Raw genomic sequence first — 18,180 nt, 5'->3', positions numbered from 1 at the left:
ATTAAAAATCAGATTAAATCACCACCTCGAATCACAACCAATAGAGGTTATAACTAAAATGACAACAAAGGTTAGTATCTTTGACCAACCAAAGCCGTTTAAGATGATATTTTTTATCGAATTATGGGAGCGTTTTGGCTATTACGGACTGCAAGGTATTCTGGCAGTCTACTTCGTAGAGCAATTGGGCTTTACGCAGCAGGACTCTTTCGTCACATTCGGCGCATTCGCAGCTTTGGTTTATGGCTTGGTGTCCGTGGGTGGCTATGTTGGCGACCATGTCTTAGGTACTAAACGAACAATGGTATTCGGTACCATCGTGCTGGCTGCGGGTTACTTCCTGATGGGCTTCTCGATCCTTGAGCCTTCGTTTATCTTCTACGCACTCGGCGCCATCGCGGTGGGTAACGGTCTTTTCAAGGCCAACCCTTCAAGCCTACTGGCGAAATGTTATGAAGAAGGTGATAACCGCCTTGATGGCGCATTCACCCTTTACTACATGTCCATCAACATTGGCTCACTGATCTCACTGTCGCTCAGCCCTGTGATTGCCGCTAACTTTGGCTATGCAACCGCTTTTGTTATTTGTGGCCTTGGCCTTATTGCTAGCCTGCTTAGCTACATTATGTTCCGCCGCACAGTTGAAGGGATTGGTTCAACGCCTGATGCCAAGCCTGTCGATATGACTCGCCTTGCTGCTGTTATTGCCGCGACGGTTGCCTCAATTGTGGTGTGTGCATGGCTACTGCAAAACATCTTCATGGCGAACCTGGTACTTGGCCTGATCGGCGTTGGGGTGGTGACTATCTTCATGAAAGAAACCTTTAAGGTTACTGGCGCTGCCCGTAAGAAAATGATGGTGGCATTTATACTGATGCTACAAGCCATTGTGTTCTATGTGCTTTATGCCCAGATGCCAACCTCACTTAACTTTTTCGCCATCTATAACGTACGCACCGAGTTCCTAGGCTTTGACATCAACCCAGTAAGCCTTCAGGCCCTAAACCCATTTTGGGTTGTGCTTTGCAGCCCTATTCTGGCCTACCTATACACCTACTACGGTAGCCGTGGTCGCGACTTGTCGATGCCGGGTAAATTTACCGTGGGCATGTTCATGTGTGCATTTGGCTTCTTGTCAGTAGCCGCAGCGGGCCTATGGTTTGCCGATCAATCCGGTATGGTCTCGGCTTGGTGGATGGTCTTGGTTTACCTATTCCAAAGCCTGGGTGAGTTGTTGATCAGTGGTTTGGGCCTTGCCATGGTGGCGAGCTTAGTGCCACAGCGTTTGATGGGCTTTACTATGGGTGCATGGTTCCTGACCCAAGCGGCTTCATTCATCATTGGTGGTTATGTTGCAACCCTAAGTGCTGCGCCTGAAAACGTGACTGATCCATTGCTAACATTGCCACTATACACCGAGGTGTTCCAAAACATTGGCTTGGTAACGCTCGCTGTCGCGGTGCTTATGGCGGTCAGCTCTCCAATGTTAACCCGTATGATGACAGCAAAAGACGAGACCGAAGCGGTAAATGCAGAACTAGCAGTTAACTAAGTTTGGTGCTTGATCTTCGGATGATTTAATTCATCGATAAAAAACGCCCCGCATATCCTTGCGGGGCGTAACTATTTAGAACATTGAACAATTGATGCCTAGTGCATAATTATTACTTTGTCGAAGACTCAACCAATTTGATTGCGTTACCCAATACGTGCAAGCAAGTCAGACGTCCAACACCGCCTGGAACAGGCGTAATTGCGGCGGGTGAAAGGATACCATCGTGGTGTTTGATATCACCCACCAGCTTACCGTCAACACGGTTGATACCCACATCGATGATCAGCTGACCTTCAATGAATTGGCTGTTATCAAGAATACCGTGTGAGCCAGTGGCAACAACGATAACGTCAAACTGCGCCCAACTTACCGCTGCTAAGTCTGAGCGGCTGTTAAAGCTAGAGACTGTACTTTGGCGATTAATCAGCTCAATAGCCAATGGTTTACCAACGATATTACTGCGCCCTACTACAGCAACCTTCAGGCCGGCAAAGTTAAACTCACCACAATGGGCAGAGATAATGTCGATCGTTGCCTGAACAGTACAAGGAAGAATGGCATTCTGGCCAAGAACCAGCTGACCCAGTGTTTCTGAGCCAAAACCATCCACATCGATTGCAGCGGGTAGATCTGGCGCAACCAAACCGTTTGGCAAAGGAAGCTGGAACAAGATTGGGTGATCGGCATTATCAGCCAAAGTATCAAGATCGGTTTGGGTGGTGCCTGCTTCGTCCAATGTCAGGTGGTTACACTCCAAGCCCAACTCATCAAACAAGCGAATTTTATTACGAACATATACCTTGCTCGCTGGATCATCACCCACAGTGACGATAGTCAGCCTAACCGGTGTACCTAGTGTGGTGACTTTCTCTTTCAACTCAGCCAACTTGGCTTCGTAAATAGTGTTAATTACTGATTTCATTGCGTCTAATCCGGTTGTGGCTGATAACCCCTTATAGCCAAGGGAATTTAGCAGAACTTTGCGCTAGAGCAAGAAAATTGTGCCGTAGCTCACATTTCACTCAAACAACATCTATGAGAAAGAATAAAGCTGCACTATTTGCAAAATTTTATGCAACCAATCTGACCATAGCAAAGCAAGATTTTACAAAGAATTGTCATTATGCTAAAGAAACTGGTCCAAACAGCTGCTTTAATACCTACCAGGCATAACATAACCAAGGTCAATATTATGGATCAGGCAAACAGCTTACGTCACATCTTTCAAAACCGACAGCATATCGAGCGTGTAAAGCAGTACCAAGCGCAAATTCGCACCGCGATCATGGAAGGCGACTACCCGGTTGTTTCTACGTTGCTAGAGCAACTAGAAGTAGCACAACTTCAGCTTGAACAAGCATTTGCTGCTCCCCAAGTATCGAAGTAATTACCTGGGCGCACAATGAGAATTTTGTGCTACGCCTCAACATTATAATTAACAAGATGCATTATCATTTATTCTCTTTCATACAAACAGAGAATATAAGATGGATCTCTTACTACTGAGCAACGGTAAAGTTGCAGGCAACACCAAAGTCATGGAGTTCGCTCTACCGGCGATTACTGAAGTATTTAATCGCAAAAAAGTGAAGAATGTTGTGGTTATTCCGTATGCGGTGATCCGCAGTAGCCATGATGATCGTACTGCGATGGTTGCAGACAGCTTGAGCCACCTCGATGTATCGGTGACAGGACTACACACAGCCGACGATCCAGTTAAAGCGATCCGCGACGCCGACGCCATTGTGGTTAGCGGTGGTAACACATGGGTGTTGAACAAAACCCTGCATGATCTTGGCTTAATTGGCCCGATCCAGCACGCAGTAGCTAAGCTTGGCGTTCCTTACATCGGCTGGAGCGCAGGTACCGTGATTAGCGCACCTACCATCCGCACGACTAACGATATGTGCATTGTGAGCGCGGCCATTACCCCATCACTCAGCTTTGTCCCTTTCCAGATCAACGCTCACTACATTGATGCCACCATTGAAGGCCACATGGGTGAAACCCGCGATGAGCGTATCGAAGAGTTCTTGATTGTTAACCCACACCAGTCGGTTCTTGGAATTCCTGAAGGCTCATGGTTAGCCGTTTCTGGCGACAAGATGACTTACCAAGCAGCTAACGACAAGCCAATGCACTGGTTCAAGCTCAACCAAGAACGTAAAATCATTGAAGCCGGTTCTGACGTGACTGAACTGCTGTCGCTAGATTGCTAATAACAACTCGATGTTGATGTAATCGCGTAAAAAATACAGCACGCATTCGAGCGTATAGACATTGCGTGCTGTTAATTCTTAATAGATTTAACGACCTAAACCCCAGCGCAGGTATCCTGCTCTATATCCCCAGTACACTCGGCTTTGATACATCGACCAAGTAGTTGCACGCTAAGATATTTCGCCCAACCAGAAGCTTGTCTGCCATGAGGCTACGATCTTTCAAGTTTGTTTCCACCACATGCTCCTGACCGTCCAGATGAAAGTCCATTTCAATGCTATATCGAAGCTCGGCCCCCAAAGAGTTTTGAATTTGACGAACATGGGTGATTCTTGAGCGCATATGCACCGTTTCCCCTTGCTCATTGGCGGTAATGAAATTAACCATCTTGCCAACGTTTTCATCTGGCTCGGGCGAGAAGTCTTCAATTTCAATATTGATAGCGTGAAGGGATGTCCGGGTGGCACCGGTATCAATGCGGGAGCGGAAACTGAGGTTGGCCTTGTTTGAATAGAACTGCTCCTTCTGCCCTATAACTGCCTTTACGGCACTATCATCACAGGCATAACCAAACTCACTCGATACTGCGGAAGTTGAGAACAATAATGCGGTAATACCAATTAGAGAGGCGGTAAAACATCCATGCTTCAGGTTCATGACTACTCCTTGTTCTTAATGCAATTAATCCATTTATATTGCTAACATTCAAAAACACTGAGTCTTATTGATACCCTAAATCCTTCTATCGAATCACCCCCATTTTTGTAAGCAGATAAGTCATTTATACCCAAGCTATTTCAAGGTAGACATCACCACTCATTAACCAATAACCGGCTCTTAACCCCTTTCACTTGAAGCCCCATAGCTTCAAAGACGTCATCAAAGTTACGGCACTGCGGAGGCAAATTCGGCAATGATAGTACCGCCTCATCAAAGAAACGGGTTTGCTCAACATCAGATTGCCAAGCAAGTTTCCACCATTCAATAATGCGATCACGCGAGTCAACGAGCCTTTGGGTTTTAGGTAACCGATCTTTCTTATTCAGATTTTCTTTTGCTGTGGTGGGCAATAGGTTCCAACGATCATTGTTAGGCCAATAGGCAAACGGCAAGCAGTGATCAACATGGAACTGATCACGGAGCTTCGCCCCACTCCAGACACTATGAATTTCAGTACCGCATTGGCGCATTGCTTCCACCTTCTTACGAACTTCTCGAGTATCATGATCTTTATCGATCCAAATGAGGCAATCGTGATAGGTTTGCAATCCAATATTACGCTGTCGGTTAGTTTCGAATCGTTGCATCTCGAGTACCCACTGGTTCACCACCAATGGTTCAATCCAACTGCTATATAAGCGTAGGCAGTCCCATAAACTTTCATCTAAAACGAAAGTACCGAAGCTGCTCAAAAATTCGCTATCAATAAACAACGATTCGCATTGGGCTCGTCTTTTGGTAGGCGGATACATTGCAAAAAGCTTGTTATCTTTATTACCTTGATAAATAAAAGTTACAGGCCCTTGCTTGATCGTAGTAAGTGTATCTTTTATGGTTTTTTGCAACGCCTTCGCTTCATCCCCACTAAAGAATGAGCCAATCGCTAAATCATCAGCCGAAAGGTGAACAAGCTTTCGCCAACCATCATCTTTAACAAACCCCAGCCCTTTACTGGTATTGCTGTTTTGCTGAATACCAAAAGTACCATCAATTTCTATATCGATGAGGCGCTTAAATTGTCGAACCCAATAAAGTGCAACCAAGCCTTGAGGTAAAGCAACCTTGCCATCGGCTCTATCGAGAACTGCGCCTGGGTGTGCATCGGCAACTCTCAGCAATGTTCTGAGTAGCGCGAGTTTATAGGTCGCTGACTTACTATCGTTAACAATGATATGGCGAACTTTTGTCAGGTCACCAGTTCCATCATCAGGCAAGTTAAGCACAACGGTTTGCCACTTAACTTCGTCTCGCCCCATTTCATCATTATCAAGATCCGTTTTTAAACACACTTGAAGGGCATGATCTTTAGCTAATTGCTCGAGCTCTTCTACAGAGACATCATGAGCAATGCGTTTATCATGAAAACAACCGTGCCTTAGAGAAATAACCAACTTTCCATTTGGCGATAACAAGTTCGCCAACTTACGAAAAGCGCGCTTACGTTCTGACGGGGGGATGTGCATCCAAACAGCAGATACCAGAATAAGGTCAAAGCGAATGCCAAGACTCACCACCTTTTTTAACTCAGGTAGCGTATCTTCTAGCCAAGTCGCATGTGGAAGATGCTGCTTTCCTAACTCGCGCAACGCATCAGCCGGTTCTATTGCATAAACCTCACAGCCTTGCTGATGAAACCATTTAGCATCACGGCCGCTACCAGCACCTATATCAAGTACCTGCGCCTGCTCGCCTTCAGTGGCTACAGGCCAATAGGCTTTCCAGCTAGCATGAACATGCTCAAAAGACAGGGAAAGGTAGCTATCAGCCATTTGCTGCGCGTTATCATTATAGAATTGAATGGATTGGCTCATGGCATGTTCATCGTGTTATGGATAAACAACATTATATCCTATTACGACGGAATCTGTTCACTAACTTGCTGTAGTTATTGACTTTATACGCTTTGATATAAAGAAAAACAATCAAGCCGCCCCCAGCAGCTTCTCCGAGCAGCACTCGCAAACATTATCTTTATCAAGGTAGTTGCTTGGCCTAACTTCATCACACATCACGCAAGGTGCGAAGTAGTCAGGGTTGTTCAGCAGGTCAATAAGGGCATGAATGGCTTCGATAATATCTTCGGCGCGGAAGTTTTGTAGGTTGTGCCAGTCGTATTGAATACAGTTGTGCTCGTCGAAGCTTACACTGCACACTTTCAGCGAGATAGGCTTGAAGGATTCGTCACGGCAAGGGCGACAATTATTTGGGTTTTCGTTCAGGCCAAAGAAGTCGATTGGCAGGATGGAGCTCATTCGAACATAAGGGAATTGGCAAGTAAGATCCTCGATATCAAGGTAGCGATCGCGCTCGATCCCTTGGCCGATCAGCAAGCCTTCAATATACACGAGTACGCCTTGTCGTAGATGTTCATCCAGACATACCGTACCTTGAGACAATGCAGCAAATGCTTGTTTTAATTTTTTATTATTCATCATCACTGGTAAATCCATTCCACTTACTAATCATCGCCACCAAAACATTCGCACAACTTTATAAATGTGTCGAAGTATTAATAGAAGCTATATTTTGCATATCTAGCTCAAAATTTCACTAGTAATTTTTTGCTCTCTTTGATGGTTTATCATCCGGCTCAGCGGCAACCCTTTTGAGTATTCGGTTTCACTCCACACCACATAGACTTCAAACCAACCACTCAACATTTCATAAGCACTCAACCGATCCACATCATAAACATCAATCAATATACTCATAAAGAGTAGAATTATGATATCTACTCTTTATGATTACGTAAACCTGTTAATTTAATCAGTATTAGATTTGATTTAGCGTAATATCAATAGATCGATATTGCTTACCCTTTGATGCCAAATGAATAACTTGCATCTACTGATTATCGGTATATAGTAGTAGCCAACAGATATACTGGATAAATAACCATGACTCTACACCACGATGATCATGCATCTGCCCTTTCGGCAGAGGTTAAGCAAAAGTTGGATGCTATTGGCTCGGCGCAGCGCGAACGCCTGGCTTTCATTGATTTCGCCCTGTATTTTTTTGGCGAGCTAACTCGAAAGGATTTGATCGATCGTTTTGCTGTCGGTCATGCAGCCACTACCCGAGATCTTGCGCTTTATAAAGAGCTCGCGCCTGACAACCTCAAGTTAGATATGCGCTCAAAGAAGTACTATAAGCAGCCTGGCTTTTCCCCGCTGTTCACGCTTGATCTGAAGAAAACCCTTGCTACTATTTCGCTGGGTTACGGTGACGGATTTGCCGGACACCATGACTTCCCAATTAACTGTGAGTCGCCAGATTCGTTAACCGTGCCTAAAACGCCAATTATGGCGGTGCTTTGCGAAGCGATTTACCGCAACAAGTTGATTGAAATCGAATATGTCTCGACATCAAGCGGTAAAGGAAAACGTGTTATAGCGCCTCACAGCCTTGTCGATTCAGGTAACCGCTGGCATGTACGCTCATTCGATCGCAAAAATAACCAGTTCATGGATGTGGTGTGTAACCGTATCGAGTCTGCGGTATTGCTTGAAGATGATGTGCTGTCTAACCATGAAAGCATCGAGGCCGATCGCCAGTGGCAAAAATACATTGAGCTTGAGCTCATCCCCCACCCTAAGCAAGAAAACCCAAAGGCTATCGAACTCGATTACGAGATGAAAAATGGCATGGTTGCAGTGGAAGTACGTGCGGCGCTTGCTGGCTACTTACTGAGAAAGTGGGAAGTGGACTGCAGTGAAGACGGTAAGCTTCATGAGTATGTTGGCTATCAGCTGGCGCTTGGCAACCCACAAGCCTTGTACCAAGTAACCAGCGCCATGCTTGCGCCTGGCTATAAGGCCCCTTAACGGCGACGGCACGAAAGAAACTTGTACATGAAGGAGTGCCTTGCGCACTCCTTCATTTTATCTTTCTAACATAAATTCAATTGCTGTTGGCTTTAGCTTCTATTTTGGAATATTGAAGTTCCTATCGCCTTCGCAGGTAAAGGTGAAGTAGCGGCTACGCTCATGAAATGCGGAAAAACCCTTCCCTTTACAATATGCACCGTTAAGTTCGTGCATATAGGCCAATGACGCCTGATCTTTCACCAGAAAGTAGCTATCGTTTTCACACAAGATACGGATCTTGCCGTCATCCCCTTGAGAGTATGACTGCACTTTGGAGCCACATAGGGTAAAGCTGGCCTCGGTATATTCATCGGCGCGTTCATCAACCGATTTTGAGCAACCTGTTGTTATCACTGCCGTTGTGATCAGCATTAGAATATTTCTTATCATCGGCTTCCTCCGAGACTATTCATACACGGTTTAGATAGCTTATTACTAAGAAAGTGTAGCGCGATTCAGGCAGGTAATAAGAAAGTACCAATGAGAATGGCACTTTTTAACCATTCATTTGCTTCTTTTTACCTTTTTTCTCATCTATGCGTCGGCGATGCCAAATTGAATAGTGTCGCAAGCCAGCTGGCCCATGCGCTATCACTACCGACATCAGCAACACGGTAATAAATAACGCGGGTTTGTGCTGGGGAATGAAAAAGAAGCTGCTAATCAGGCCAAGCTTGACCATGGTTAACACCCCTTTAAGCTGGATTAGCCACAGCTTCGATTGCTTTATTTCTAGCACCGTCATGATCACCCCGGTCACCATGGCTAATACCCACCAATGTAGCCACAGTTCCCGCTCAATCCCATAAAAAATACCACCAGCACTGCCCGCAATACCAAGAATATGCAGCGCACGAATGGCTGTTTTACTTAGGCGTTGGATCCAAAAGCGGGTCTCAGACATACCAAACTCTTCATTGGCGTGTTTGGCGTGATTGCCTTGTTTAGGCTTATGTTCGGCATGAGATGAAAGATGGGGTGATTTTTTCATGGGATATCAGGGTATTCATATAATGCGGTGAAGAATACCCCTTATACCATGAGCAGTAAACCTACTTAAGTTAAGGCTATTTGTTTTTGGCATTATAAACGACCACAATAGGCCAACTAAGCCTTATACAATCCTTCCAGCTCACCATCAATCACCATGATGCAGTCCATACCAGCCGCCAACGCTGCTGTTTTTCCGAGCTCGGTATCTTCAAATACAATGCAATCTTTTGGCTCAATACCAATGCGCTTGGCTGCTTCAAGGAAGGTGTCTGGGTTAGGCTTATGGTTAACGACATCATCCGCTGTCACTAGGGCATCTAGCATAGGTAGAATACCGGTGTCGGTCAGCAATGGTTCTGCATTAAATCGGCGGCAACCCGTGCCAACCGCAATTTTCTTGTCTACTTTGTGTGCTAGCAATACGTTATAGCTCGATTCAATAATCTCGCCTTTAAACTCAATCTCGTCGAAAAACTTACACTTGGTCTCTGCCAAGCGATTAACGTCAAAGTTCTGCTTAAAACGTCGGTTAATTTCCTGAGCGGTTTTAACTGTCGGCATACCGCCCAAGCTGTAGAACCACGTTTCATCGAACGGGATTTCATGAATTGCGCATGTTTGTTCCCATGCTTTCAGGTGGGCCGGCATCGAGTCAACCAGCGTGCCGTCCATGTCAAAGATAATGCCTTTGTACGCGTCTAAGTTCATGTTTCTCCTTATTCATTTAATACTTATTCCACAAGCTAGCTTTGACTTATCCAAGCTAGCTACGAAATAGATATATCTCTGTTATATGGCGGATTTATGTCAATCGCAATAGTTTTTATCCTCCAGCTAATTGATTAACACAGTATTCACTTTCCAAATCAATCCTCTAGTTAAACCGGTCATGATTTGAACAATCAATTTACTTATCGTCATATTGCCAGAGAAAATGGTCATACATAGGTATACATTCAGAATAATTAAATATATATTCAGTTAAAACACATTTTCAATCACAGCATCTTTATTGCTCTAAGACGTACAGTAAAGGATTTATTATGGATCAACCCGATATTACCGCGCTCATCCCCATTATTATTACGCTAGCCCTATCCCTTACGACTCGAAACGTTGTGATTGGCTTATTTGGCGGGGTATTCAGTGGCGTTATCATGCTTAATGGTATCGCTCCGCTAGATACTTTCGGTACGCTGGTTAAAGATTACCTCGTCCCTCAGTTAACCGACAGCTACAACGCTGGTGTCATTGTTCTTCTGGTATTTATCGGTGGCTTTGTGGCGTTGATGGAGCAATCTGGCGGTGGTCAAGCCTTTGCCCAGAAAGTCACCCACTGGGTCAGCACCAAATGTAGGGCACAACTATCCTCTTGGTTTGGCGGTATTTTTATCTTCTTCTCAGACCTTGGCACACCGCTAATCGTCGGCCCTGTTTTCCGCCCATTATTTGATAAGCTAAAACTGTCTCGTCAAAAGCTGGCGTTTATTATTGACTCAACATCTTCCCCCGTTGCCATCTTAATCCCTTTCATTGGCTGGGGCGTGTACATCATGGGGCTGTTGCAAAAAGAGTTTACCGCATTGGATGTCGGTATCAGTGATTGGGAAGCATTTGTTAAAGCCATTCCTTTCCAATTCTATGCATTCTTGGCTATTTTCATTGTCCCGCTAGTGGCAATTAAGAAATTGGATTTCGGCCCAATGGCGGAAGCAGAAGCCAAAGCAAAACAAGGGATCATTGCAGCAAATACGCAAGACACCCTGAAAACCTTTACGCATAAAAATGCAAGAGCCTCATTCGTGTTCGCACCGCTTATCGTGATGGCAACGGTATTAGTGGCGATGCTGGCGCCCCTTGGCTTCCCGTTTGAAAAGGTGTCAGGCTCGGTATTTCGTGCAGCCCTTTCTACCGCTTATTTCTGCGCAGCGGTTACTCTTATCTCATTAATGGCGTTTTACGGGGTACGTAAGCTCAATGATGGTATTGGCGTGTACCTAAAAGGCATGGGCAATATGATGCAAGTCGCGATTGTATTGATCCTGGCTTGGACGCTTAGTTCTGTGGGCAAAGAGTTGGGTACTGCGGCCTATATTGCAGAGCAGGCACAAGCAGGCTTTCCATACTGGTTAGTGCCTGCCGTGGCATTCTTATTGTCAGCGATTATTTCATTCGCAACGGGATCGTCGTGGGGAACATTCGCCATCATGCTGCCGCTGGTTATCCCAACAGCCATTGCTATCGATGCGCCACTGTATGCTTGTATTGGTGCGGTATTGTCTGGCGGTTTGTTTGGTGACCACTGCTCGCCAATTTCTGAAACCACTATTCTGTCATCGACTGGCTCAGGGTGTGATCAATTCGAGCACTTCCGTACGCAGCTGCCTTACGCACTGCTCAACGGCAGTATTGCACTGGCCAGCTTTATTGTTGCCGGCATCATGCAAAGTGCGCTGGTATTGGTTGCCGCTCTTATCAGCCAAATCTGTTTGGTGTACTTACTTGCCAAATGGCATCACCGTACGCAGCCAGCAAGCGAGTTAGAAGCGCAGCAATAAGCAAAGCATAAGAGAAACACAACACGCAATGGGCTGCTATCGGTTAACTGATAGCAGCCTATTTTATTTCAAGCTTCACCAAGCCCCACTTTCTAGCAATGCGATCAAAAAAGCCTTGGGTTTTCTTCAACTCGATCCAATGGTTGACGTAATTGATCCAGACCTGATCTTCTTTGGGTAACAACATGGCAATGGGGGTCGGACGACGCATATCATCTACCTTGGCAATGGCCAATTGTGGGTATCGGCGCACTAAGGTTGCCGCTTCAATGTTTGAGGTAATAATGGCAGTGGTTTTGTTATCGAGCAGGTATTGATGCACACGCTCTGGTCCATTAATGCTGTTTTGTCGTGCATTAGGCAGCAAGTCTTTAACAATTTGCTGTTGTACCGTGCCCTTGGTCGACGTGATAACAACAGACGAGTTATTAAAATCACTCCAACGGCGGAATCGGTTAGCGTTATTTTTTTGAACAACTGGCACAAAGGCGAGGTAGAAATAGGTATCGCTGTAGCCTGCAAGCCTTGCACGATGCATATTGAGCGATGCGCTTCCCGACATATCATACTTGTCGGTCACAACACCGTTGACCAAGTTTTTCCATGTCGTTGGCACGTATTCAACAGTAACGCCAAGATCTTTGGCAAGCTCGGTGGTAATGTCGATATCAAAACCGCGATAGAAATTGGTGGCCGGATCCCGTGTTGTCATCGGGCTCCAATCCCCGGTTGTGCCTACCCGTAAGGTTCCCCTATTTACAATCTCTGTTAACCGGCTTGATGCCGCATAGCATGCAGTAGTAAACAATGACATCAATACAATAGTGCAAATCACGTAGCGCGTAATGAATTGCGGTGCCGTCATACTCACCCCTACTATCTCAGTAATATGTTCTCCCTCAGCACAAGATAATTATTAGTGTAAAGGTGCGAGGGTATCCCCAAACATCATGGGTATTACTAAAAGATAGCAGTTATTTGTCTAAAGCATTTTTAACTTTTTTAACATAAAGCCTTATTTAGCTTGGTAGCCGCGCAAAAACATATCCACGCAAGCCTTGAGGTATTGTTGCCTTTCTTGCTCCGACTCCCCACTATCTTGGCCTAAGTAAGTCCAATACACCGCGCGACCATGGCACATCAACAACAGCTGCATGGCTGCATCACGTACATTGAGATCACGGATAAGCTTGCCCTGCTCTACGAGCTTGGCCAAATACTCCGCCAACATATCCGTGGTATTTTTAGGCCCAGCATTAAGGAAGACTTTCGCAAGTTCAGGGTGACTATCACTTTGACTAACTGCTGTCTTGTACGTTGATTTCGCTTCATCAGACATCAACATGTTTTGAAATCGCCAACCGAACTCATACAAAACCTCATCGGCTGGACGGTGATCATCAATGAGGCTGACATCAAGCTGGCTTGAAATGCACTTCTTACGGATGCAAGTATCAAACAAATCGTCTTTAGTTTTGAAATGCGAGTAAACCGTTTGCTTAGATACCTGCGCCCTAAGGGCAATGGCATCCATACTGATGGCATAGCCCTGCTCACTAAACAGTTCCGTTGCGGCTTTCATTATCTGCTCACGCTTCTGAGCACTTCTTGCTGTTAGCACTTCTCTACCTCATCCATCTAAAAGCATTACACGCTAGTTTTTTAATCTCGAAATATTAAACAGACCCAATACACCAATTAATAACGTATTAATCAACACCACACGAACAACAATAACAAAATTCATACAATTACACTGGACAGTCTAGTACATTTGGATTATTTTTTAAACATATGGACTGGACAGTCTAGTTTGGAAGCATACCAAAAGTCATTGGTATAACGAAAAGGCGACAAAAGATGCGAAGGATGACCAAGATCAGCTTACTGATCACAGCCGCCCTGTTAGTCGGTTGTAACAGTGCAAGTAATGATAGTGAACAACAGGCACAAACCCAGCAGATCCTGAGAGTGAATACCCATACTCTAGCGCCTACCGATCACTTTACTGTCGAACGCGAATACGTTGGTATGATCCAGGCAGGCCAGCAAGCTAACCTCGGGGTTGAGCTTGGCGGTAAGATCTCGCAGATCCTTGTGGATGTTGGTGACAACGTCAAAGCCGGCGAGCCTTTGCTGGTACTTGATACCGATTTACTGAAAACTCAGGCCGATGAACTTCGCGCCCAACAGGCTCAAATCACCGCCCAACTTGATTTAATTGAAGCCAACTTGAAGCGCCAACAAGCCTTGAAGAAAAAAGGCTTTAGCGCCGATTCAGACATTGATGATTTGAACAGCCAGCGCAACGCACTAAGGGCAAACTACCGCCAACTAGGGGCTTCTATTGCCGCTAACCAGTTGCAACAAGACAAGTCCACTGTCTACGCCCCTTATGACGGCATGATTAGCGCACGCTTTATTTCCAAGGGCGATGTAATTAATGTGGGCTCACCTACCCTCACCTTACTGGCAACCACCAGCAAAGAAGCCCATATCGGTGTGCCCGCCAAGCAACTCAGTAAGCTGCTCAACCACGCTGATTGGCAACTTCGTGTGAGTCAAAATAGTTACCCCGTCACCTTGATGAACCCTGGTGCACGAGTCGATATTGGTACCCGTACGGTGAAACTTCGCTTTGCCTTACCTGAAACCGCAGATGTCATTGATGGGGAGCTGGCTTATCTCCAGTACGAAGACAAACACCAGCAACCGGGTTATTGGATTCCGCTTTCCTCAATGACCGATGGCATCCGTGGGGTGTGGAATGTGTTCGCCCTACATGATGAAGACGGTAAGCTAAATGTTGAGCGCCGCACCATTGAGGTGTTGTACGCCACCAACGAGTACGCCTTTGTCGATGGCGCGATACAGCCCGGCGAACGTATCGTTGCCGATGGCCTTCACCGGTTGGTGCCCGGACAAGCTGTCTTACCGGTAAAAAAGCTCCCGCTGCCTCTGCCCTCGTCTCTCAATAACGATCAGCAAGAGGCAGCACTATGAACATCAACGCCGTGATCAATAATACCCGACTGCTAATACTGGCTGTTGCTTTGGTTGTGGTGGCGGGCTTCTCTGCGATGAGTACCCTGCCTCGCGCTGAAGATCCGGTGATCCATAACAGAAATGCCAGTGTAATCACCCACTTTCCCGGTGCCACTGCTGAACGTGTGGAAGCCTTAGTTACAGAGCAAATAGAAACCCATCTTCGCCAACTAGAAGAAATTAAAGAGCTATCTTCAACATCTCGCCCCGGTATATCCGTGGTTCGCATAGAGCTCAAAGATAGCGTCACCGATTCAGAGCCGGTCTGGTCACGTGCCCGAGACAAACTTTCAGATGTACAACCTTTGCTCCCCCAGGGTACCAGTGCACCAGAGCTCGATGATGACCATGGCTACGCCTTTACTGTACTGACGTCACTGACCTGGCAGGGCGACACCCAACCAAACCTGCTCACATTGCGTCGTTACGCCATTGAGCTAAGCAACCGCCTCCGCGTGTTAAGCGGTACCGAGTTTGTCGATGTGTATGGCCTACCCGATGAGGAAATTCTGGTCACGCTTGATCCAAGTGCTGCCAGTGCACTGGGCCGCTCTGCGATTTCATTATCACAAGCTATTGGTCAAGCCGATGCCAAGAACTCCGCAGGTGAGCTCGTCAATGGCAGCAACCGTTTTGCCCTAGAAGTCTCAGACTCGCTAGATTCGCTTGATCGAGTTCGCCGTGTACCTGTAGCCATCGACGATAACGGCTACATGATCCGGATTGAAGATATTGCCGAAGTTGAGCGCAGCGCTGCCTCTCCGCCCGCAGAATTAGCCTATGTCGCAGGTAAGCCCGCCATTATTGTTGCTACCCGAATGCAACCGAGCCTTCGGGTCGACCAATGGACTGAACGGGTGAAAACACTGCTAGATAATTATCAACATGAAGTCCCGAGCAATATCGGTGTCGATATTATCTTTGAGCAGCAAAGCTATACCGAAAACCGCTTAAACGAGCTGAACGGCAGTTTGTTGATGGGCTTTTCTATCATCTTGGTTGTGCTGCTACTGACGCTGGGCTTCCGCTCTGCCATCATTGTGGCGCTCTCGTTGCCGCTTACCAGCTTACTAACGCTAACCATGATGAAGTTTACCGGGCTGCCAATTAACCAAATGTCTGTAACGGGTTTGATAGTGGCGTTAGGGATCATGGTGGATAACGCAATTGTGATGGTCGACACCATCCAGTACCACCGCCATAAAGGCGCGGCGAAAATTGAGTCGGCCATTAAAGCCGTCAAACACCTTTGGGTACCGCTACTGGGTTCAACCCTCACTACGGTTCTCGCCTTTGCACCTATCTTCTTGATGCCTGGCCCCGCGGGTGAATTTGTGGGTGCTATTGCGATTACCGTGTGCTTCTCATTAATTGGTTCTTACCTTATTTCGCATACCATTGTTGCAGGCTTTGCCTCGCGTTGGTTGCCTGCCAGCAAGAGCCAAAACCATTGGTACCACACCGGTATTGCGATTCCAGCATTGAGCAAGCAATTCAAACGATCTATCCAGCTTGCGTTAAAGCGCCCGCTAATCACAACAGGTATCGTCTGCATCCTGCCCTTTACTGGATTTTGGGGCGCGGGCCAACTAACAGAGCAGTTTTTCCCGCCATCAGATAGGGATATGTTCGAGATCCAGGTCTACCTCCCACCACAAGCCAGCATTTATGCCACCACGCACACTACCAAGCAAGTGGATAAGATCATGGCTGAATATGAAGAGGTCGAGCTAGTCAGCTGGGTGGCGGGCGCAAACTATCCGTCTTTCTATTACAACATGGTAGGAGGACAAAACGGTGCGCCTTTCTTTGCCCAAGCTATGGTGAAAGTCTCTGACTTCAAAGCGGCGAACCGGCTGATCCCTGAACTGCAGAAAGCGTTTGATGAGCAACTGCCACAAGCTCAGATTTTAGTCCGCAAGCTAGAGCAAGGCCCTCCGTTCAATGCGCCACTGGAAGTGAGGCTCTATGGCCCTAATTTGGACAGGCTCAAATCTATTGGTGAAGATATTCGCTTGATCATGGCTCAAACGCCAGATGTCACACACACAAGGGAAACCTTGCAACCAGGCACACCGAAAGTTTGGGTTAATGTGAATGAAGAAGCCAGCCAGTTGAGCGGCCTGTCGCTCAGTGGGTTTGCCGATATCCTGCAAGCTTCTTTCACCGGGCGTCTAAGTGGCAACATTATCGAAGCGACTGAGTCGATACCGGTTCGGGTGAGAGTGGATGATGCCAGCCGCGAGAACATGAGCCAACTGAGTAGCCTGCCTTTGCCTGTGCAAAACGATCCTTCATTGATCGGCTTGCCTGTGTTCGCCTTGGCAGAGCTGGAGCTGAATCCGAGCCGTGGTTCTATCCCCCGTCGCGATGGGCAGCGTGTCAATGTTATCGAGGGCTACTTACGCGCAGGCGTACTGCCGCAAACCGCACTGGATCATTTTCAGGAAAACCTTCAGTCATACCAACAAACGCTACCCATCGGTTACACCATCGAGTTTGGTGGCGAATCCGCTGAACGTGATGAATCGGTAGGTAACCTGATGGCCAACCTCACCATGGTTATGACGCTATTGGTATTGGTGGTGGTGATCTCGTTTAACTCATTCCGCCTCAGCCAAATTATCTTCTTGGTCGGATTCCTTGCCTCAGGGTTGGGATTGTTGTCAGTGTGGTTCTTCAATTACCCCTTTGGCTTTACCGTAATTATCGGCTTGCTTGGCCTTGTCGGCCTCGCCATCAATGCCGCTATTGTCATTCTGGCTGAGCTAAAATCCAGCCCAGAAGCCTGTAAGGGTAACGAAAATGCCATTATTGAAGCGGTAATGAACTGTACCCGCCATATTACCTCTACCACCATCACTACCATCGGTGGCTTTATGCCGCTGATCTTGGCGGGCGGCGGATTCTGGCCACCATTTGCGGTAGCCATTGCGGGCGGTACATTGCTGACTACCTTGATTTCGTTCTACTTTGTCCCAGCAGCCTTTAGGCTATCTGTGAAATTCAAGCCATTAAGTCACTCACCAGCAGCTGAAGCCGCAACTGCCTAATGCGTTATAAATGGACAAGCTCTTGCTCCTCCCCTTTTCTAGGGGAGATACCATCTTTTTGTATCTTGTCTAGCCTTAAGCTATTTAAATGCTTTGAGGCTGGTATTCGATCTGATGTTTGATAACACCAAAGCAAATCTGAGTCAGCTTTCTCATTGCAGCCCCCA

Annotated in this window: 16 protein-coding genes; 7 read left to right on the top strand and 9 right to left on the bottom strand. The window is 46.6% G+C overall.

The features are described 5' to 3' along the window. The first annotated feature begins 58 nt into the window (after nucleotides 1–58). A complete protein-coding gene (locus C9I98_RS25485) occupies nucleotides 59–1,552 on the top strand; it encodes an oligopeptide:H+ symporter (protein WP_036824879.1) in 1,494 nt (497 codons plus the stop codon). Between the two features lie 112 nt (nucleotides 1,553–1,664). Here the strand turns inward: C9I98_RS25485 and C9I98_RS25480 are convergent, their stop codons facing one another. Continuing rightward, the gene (locus C9I98_RS25480; protein WP_036824891.1) at nucleotides 1,665–2,477 is read right to left on the bottom strand and encodes a bifunctional 5,10-methylenetetrahydrofolate dehydrogenase/5,10-methenyltetrahydrofolate cyclohydrolase; all 813 of its coding nucleotides are present in this window, start codon (nucleotides 2,475–2,477) and stop codon (nucleotides 1,665–1,667) included. A 270-nt stretch (nucleotides 2,478–2,747) separates the two neighbouring features. On the opposite strand from C9I98_RS25480, the gene C9I98_RS25475 reads away from it, so the two are divergent. Both C9I98_RS25475 and pepE read left to right on the top strand, forming a co-directional pair. Beyond that, nucleotides 2,748–2,942, top strand: coding sequence for a hypothetical protein (locus C9I98_RS25475; RefSeq protein ID WP_146153906.1), 195 nt, complete (start codon nucleotides 2,748–2,750; stop codon nucleotides 2,940–2,942). A gap of 100 nt (nucleotides 2,943–3,042) precedes the next feature. Further along, a complete protein-coding gene (pepE, locus tag C9I98_RS25470) occupies nucleotides 3,043–3,774 on the top strand; it encodes a dipeptidase PepE (RefSeq protein ID WP_036824895.1) in 732 nt (243 codons plus the stop codon). Nucleotides 3,775–3,895: 121 nt separating this feature from the next. Here the strand turns inward: pepE and C9I98_RS25465 are convergent, their stop codons facing one another. The 3 genes from C9I98_RS25465 to C9I98_RS25455 form a co-directional block, all read right to left on the bottom strand. Then, nucleotides 3,896–4,432: a putative ATP-dependent zinc protease gene (locus tag C9I98_RS25465; RefSeq protein ID WP_107272641.1), complete on the bottom strand. Its 537-nt coding sequence runs from the start codon at nucleotides 4,430–4,432 to the stop codon at nucleotides 3,896–3,898. A gap of 152 nt (nucleotides 4,433–4,584) precedes the next feature. Further along, complete coding sequence (locus tag C9I98_RS25460) at nucleotides 4,585–6,306, bottom strand: class I SAM-dependent methyltransferase (protein WP_036825102.1); 1,722 nt, start codon at nucleotides 6,304–6,306, stop codon at nucleotides 4,585–4,587. Between the two features lie 111 nt (nucleotides 6,307–6,417). Further along, entirely contained in the window at nucleotides 6,418–6,930 is a 513-nt protein-coding gene (locus tag C9I98_RS25455) for a hypothetical protein (protein WP_051902356.1), read from the bottom strand. A gap of 462 nt (nucleotides 6,931–7,392) precedes the next feature. Here C9I98_RS25455 and C9I98_RS25450 point away from each other — a divergent pair, with 462 nt between their 5' ends. Next, nucleotides 7,393–8,322, top strand: a complete 930-nt coding sequence (locus tag C9I98_RS25450; RefSeq protein WP_036823135.1) for a WYL domain-containing protein — start codon at nucleotides 7,393–7,395, stop codon at nucleotides 8,320–8,322. A 99-nt stretch (nucleotides 8,323–8,421) separates the two neighbouring features. Here the strand turns inward: C9I98_RS25450 and C9I98_RS25445 are convergent, their stop codons facing one another. From C9I98_RS25445 to C9I98_RS25435, 3 genes are all read right to left on the bottom strand, one after another. Next, nucleotides 8,422–8,754 carry a hypothetical protein gene (locus C9I98_RS25445; RefSeq protein ID WP_245907252.1) on the bottom strand — a complete coding sequence of 111 codons (333 nt, stop codon included), beginning with the start codon at nucleotides 8,752–8,754 and terminating at the stop codon, nucleotides 8,422–8,424. A gap of 106 nt (nucleotides 8,755–8,860) precedes the next feature. Further along, on the bottom strand, nucleotides 8,861–9,355 hold the full coding sequence (locus tag C9I98_RS25440; RefSeq protein WP_211318347.1) for a hypothetical protein: 495 nt from the start codon (nucleotides 9,353–9,355) through the stop codon (nucleotides 8,861–8,863). Nucleotides 9,356–9,471: 116 nt separating this feature from the next. After that, nucleotides 9,472–10,065 (bottom strand): beta-phosphoglucomutase family hydrolase, encoded by a 594-nt coding sequence (locus C9I98_RS25435; RefSeq protein ID WP_036823138.1) that lies wholly within the window; start codon nucleotides 10,063–10,065, stop codon nucleotides 9,472–9,474. A gap of 335 nt (nucleotides 10,066–10,400) precedes the next feature. On the opposite strand from C9I98_RS25435, the gene C9I98_RS25430 reads away from it, so the two are divergent. Then, nucleotides 10,401–11,915, top strand: a complete 1,515-nt coding sequence (locus tag C9I98_RS25430) for a Na+/H+ antiporter NhaC family protein (RefSeq protein WP_036817915.1) — start codon at nucleotides 10,401–10,403, stop codon at nucleotides 11,913–11,915. Between the two features lie 58 nt (nucleotides 11,916–11,973). Here the strand turns inward: C9I98_RS25430 and C9I98_RS25425 are convergent, their stop codons facing one another. After that, entirely contained in the window at nucleotides 11,974–12,729 is a 756-nt protein-coding gene (locus C9I98_RS25425; RefSeq protein ID WP_245907253.1) for a transporter substrate-binding domain-containing protein, read from the bottom strand. 201 nt (nucleotides 12,730–12,930) lie between these two features. Next, a complete protein-coding gene (locus C9I98_RS25420) occupies nucleotides 12,931–13,497 on the bottom strand; it encodes a TetR/AcrR family transcriptional regulator (RefSeq protein ID WP_051901928.1) in 567 nt (188 codons plus the stop codon). A 278-nt stretch (nucleotides 13,498–13,775) separates the two neighbouring features. Here C9I98_RS25420 and C9I98_RS25415 point away from each other — a divergent pair, with 278 nt between their 5' ends. Together C9I98_RS25415 and C9I98_RS25410 are read left to right on the top strand one after the other, a co-directional pair. Beyond that, complete coding sequence (locus tag C9I98_RS25415; RefSeq protein WP_036817911.1) at nucleotides 13,776–14,918, top strand: efflux RND transporter periplasmic adaptor subunit; 1,143 nt, start codon at nucleotides 13,776–13,778, stop codon at nucleotides 14,916–14,918. Further along, nucleotides 14,915–18,013 carry an efflux RND transporter permease subunit gene (locus C9I98_RS25410; RefSeq protein ID WP_107272640.1) on the top strand — a complete coding sequence of 1,033 codons (3,099 nt, stop codon included), beginning with the start codon at nucleotides 14,915–14,917 and terminating at the stop codon, nucleotides 18,011–18,013. The genes C9I98_RS25415 and C9I98_RS25410 overlap by 4 nt, the downstream gene beginning before the upstream one ends. Nucleotides 18,014–18,180 lie beyond the last annotated feature (167 nt).

The organism is Photobacterium sanctipauli, from assembly GCF_003026495.1.
GTDB lineage: Bacteria > Pseudomonadota > Gammaproteobacteria > Enterobacterales > Vibrionaceae > Photobacterium > Photobacterium sanctipauli.
Note: the sequence above shows the minus strand (reverse complement) of the source record. Positions and strands in the feature narration are given on the sequence as shown.

Bases quoted from the DNA above. Each gene is read 5' to 3' on its own strand.
- C9I98_RS25465 (WP_107272641.1), bottom strand. From the start codon at position 4,432: ATGAACCTGAAGCATGGATGTTTTACCGCCTCTCTAATTGGTATTACC.
- C9I98_RS25480 (WP_036824891.1), bottom strand. From the start codon at position 2,477: ATGAAATCAGTAATTAACACTATTTACGAAGCCAAGTTGGCTGAGTTG.
- C9I98_RS25425 (WP_245907253.1), bottom strand. From the start codon at position 12,729: ATGTCATTGTTTACTACTGCATGCTATGCGGCATCAAGCCGGTTAACA.
- pepE (WP_036824895.1), top strand. From the start codon at position 3,043: ATGGATCTCTTACTACTGAGCAACGGTAAAGTTGCAGGCAACACCAAA.
- C9I98_RS25460 (WP_036825102.1), bottom strand. From the start codon at position 6,306: ATGAGCCAATCCATTCAATTCTATAATGATAACGCGCAGCAAATGGCT.
- C9I98_RS25445 (WP_245907252.1), bottom strand. From the start codon at position 8,754: ATGATAAGAAATATTCTAATGCTGATCACAACGGCAGTGATAACAACA.
- C9I98_RS25410 (WP_107272640.1), top strand. From the start codon at position 14,915: ATGAACATCAACGCCGTGATCAATAATACCCGACTGCTAATACTGGCT.
- C9I98_RS25420 (WP_051901928.1), bottom strand. From the start codon at position 13,497: ATGAAAGCCGCAACGGAACTGTTTAGTGAGCAGGGCTATGCCATCAGT.
- C9I98_RS25450 (WP_036823135.1), top strand. From the start codon at position 7,393: ATGACTCTACACCACGATGATCATGCATCTGCCCTTTCGGCAGAGGTT.
- C9I98_RS25440 (WP_211318347.1), bottom strand. From the start codon at position 9,355: ATGAAAAAATCACCCCATCTTTCATCTCATGCCGAACATAAGCCTAAA.
- C9I98_RS25415 (WP_036817911.1), top strand. From the start codon at position 13,776: ATGCGAAGGATGACCAAGATCAGCTTACTGATCACAGCCGCCCTGTTA.
- C9I98_RS25485 (WP_036824879.1), top strand. From the start codon at position 59: ATGACAACAAAGGTTAGTATCTTTGACCAACCAAAGCCGTTTAAGATG.
- C9I98_RS25475 (WP_146153906.1), top strand. From the start codon at position 2,748: ATGGATCAGGCAAACAGCTTACGTCACATCTTTCAAAACCGACAGCAT.
- C9I98_RS25430 (WP_036817915.1), top strand. From the start codon at position 10,401: ATGGATCAACCCGATATTACCGCGCTCATCCCCATTATTATTACGCTA.
- C9I98_RS25455 (WP_051902356.1), bottom strand. From the start codon at position 6,930: ATGATGAATAATAAAAAATTAAAACAAGCATTTGCTGCATTGTCTCAA.
- C9I98_RS25435 (WP_036823138.1), bottom strand. From the start codon at position 10,065: ATGAACTTAGACGCGTACAAAGGCATTATCTTTGACATGGACGGCACG.